The sequence below is a fragment of the Aurantimonas sp. E1-2-R+4 genome (assembly GCF_036549515.1).
GTDB lineage: Bacteria > Pseudomonadota > Alphaproteobacteria > Rhizobiales > Rhizobiaceae > Aurantimonas > Aurantimonas coralicida_A.
Genome location: NZ_JAZHLK010000086.1, coordinates 1 through 2,500, shown reverse-complemented (window position 1 = coordinate 2,500; position 2,500 = coordinate 1). Strand labels below are relative to the sequence as shown.

The 2,500-nt window shown below is 57.1% G+C and carries 2 rRNA genes (1 of these 2 cut by a window edge); both read left to right on the top strand.

The annotated features are described in order from the left end of the window. Nucleotides 1-1,738 (top strand): 23S ribosomal RNA (locus VQ045_RS20785) (it extends 1,196 nt beyond the left edge of the window). A gap of 543 nt (nucleotides 1,739-2,281) precedes the next feature. Continuing rightward, nucleotides 2,282-2,396: ribosomal RNA gene (gene rrf / locus VQ045_RS20780) — 5S ribosomal RNA — on the top strand. Nucleotides 2,397-2,500 lie beyond the last annotated feature (104 nt).

Sequence of the window (2,500 nt, the reverse complement as noted above, 5' to 3'; positions counted from 1 at the left end):
GAGGATCCCAAAACAACCAGGATGTTGGCTTAGAAGCAGCCATCATTTAAAGAAAGCGTAACAGCTCACTGGTCTAATTAAGGGTCTTTGCGCCGAAAATGTAACGGGGCTCAAGCCATACACCGAAGCTGTGGGTGTGTTCGATCTTCGGATCGGATACGCGGTAGCGGAGCGTTCTGTAAGCTGATGAAGGCGGACCCGTGAGGGCTGCTGGAGGTATCAGAAGTGCGAATGCTGACATGAGTAACGATAAAGGGAGTGAGAGACTCCCTCGCCGAAAGTCCAAGGGTTCCTGCTTAAAGTTAATCTGAGCAGGGTTAGCCGGCCCCTAAGGCGAGGCCGAAAGGCGTAGTCGATGGGAACCACGTTAATAATCGTGGGCCTGGTGGAGAGTGACGGATCGCGTGTATCGTAGGGTCTTATTGGATTGATCCTGCGGTGAAGCGGTTCCAGGAAATAGCCCCACCGTATAGACCGTACCCGAAACCGACACAGGTGGACTGGTAGAGTATACCAAGGCGCTTGAGAGAACTATGTTGAAGGAACTCGGCAAATTGCACGCGTAACTTCGGAAGAAGCGTGACCTCCATTTACGCAAGTAGGTGGAGGTGGCACAACCCAGGGGGTAGCGACTGTTTATCAAAAACACAGGGCTCTGCGAAGTCGCAAGACGACGTATAGGGTCTGACGCCTGCCCGGTGCTGGAAGGTTAAGAGGAGGGGTGCAAGCTCTGAATCGAAGCCCCAGTAAACGGCGGCCGTAACTATAACGGTCCTAAGGTAGCGAAATTCCTTGTCGGGTAAGTTCCGACCTGCACGAATGGCGTAACGACTTCCCCGCTGTCTCCAACATAGACTCAGTGAAATTGAATTCCCCGTGAAGATGCGGGGTTCCTGCGGTCAGACGGAAAGACCCCGTGCACCTTTACTATAGCTTTACACTGGCATTCGTGTCGGCATGTGTAGGATAGGTGGTAGGCTTTGAAGCGTGGGCGCCAGCTCGCGTGGAGCCATCCTTGAAATACCACCCTTATCGTCATGGATGTCTAACCGCGGTCCGTTATCCGGATCCGGGACAGTGTATGGTGGGTAGTTTGACTGGGGCGGTCGCCTCCTAAAGAGTAACGGAGGCGCGCGATGGTGGGCTCAGACCGGTCGGAAATCGGTCGTCGAGTGCAATGGCATAAGCCCGCCTGACTGCGAGACAGACAAGTCGAGCAGAGACGAAAGTCGGTCATAGTGATCCGGTGGTCCCGCGTGGAAGGGCCATCGCTCAACGGATAAAAGGTACGCCGGGGATAACAGGCTGATGACCCCCAAGAGTCCATATCGACGGGGTTGTTTGGCACCTCGATGTCGGCTCATCGCATCCTGGGGCTGGAGCAGGTCCCAAGGGTTTGGCTGTTCGCCAATTAAAGCGGTACGTGAGCTGGGTTCAGAACGTCGTGAGACAGTTCGGTCCCTATCTGCCGTGGGTGTAGGAGAATTGACAGGATCTGTCCCTAGTACGAGAGGACCGGGATGGACGTACCTCTGGTGGACCTGTTGTGGCGCCAGCCGCAGTGCAGGGTAGCTATGTACGGACTAGATAACCGCTGAAGGCATCTAAGCGGGAAACTAACCTGAAAACGAGTTCTCCCTATCAGAGCCGTGGTAGACCACCACGTTGATAGGCCGGGTGTGGAAGTGTGGCAACGCATGAAGCTTACCGGTACTAATCGCTCGATCGGCTTGATCATTCTCATTCGTCAATGTTCACCTCGCAACGCGAGGCGAGCATTGTCTCTTTCTCAGCTTCAGTCGCCAGCGGGCCCCTCCGGGCCCTCGGCTCTCGCGCCATCAGGCGCGTCGGCCGGTCGGCCTCTGACTGCCGTGCGCCTGGCTACGGGCTTGACGCCCGGACCGCAGTCGGAAGCCTCCGCGTCGTAGACGCTACGGCATCTCCGCCTCAAATCGATTCTCGATTTGCAAGACGGCTCCGATGGCTGTCCTCGCGATCAACGGCCCATGGCCGCGCGCTCGGACGACGCCTCCTTCGGCAACGAAGGTCGGGGCAGGAGACAAACCAACACGCTTATCTCTCATGAAAATCTGCAAATCCAGCGCCTCAATCACACAGGCTCCGTCCGAGCCCGCTGCCGCAGGCAGCCCATGGCGAGGACAGCCCCGCTCCGACCGGAGCGGCGGGCCTTTTGGCCCGTAGCCAAGGACCCGGATGGGTCCGCCGGCGACTGAGGCCAAAACAAAAGACCTTCTTCTCGATACGCTTTGCGATTTGCCGACCTGGTGGTTCTAGCGGGGCGGCCGCACCCGATCCCATTCCGAACTCGGCCGTGAAACGCCCCAGCGCCTATGATACTTCGTCTTAAGACGCGGGAAAGTCGGTCGCCGCCAGGTCTGCAAATCGCAAAGCTTCTCTTCACAAAAAAACCAAACCAAAACGCCCCTCGCGCCCAAAAAGCCGAGGGGCGTCTTGCGTTCAAAAACTCCCCTCCGTCCAA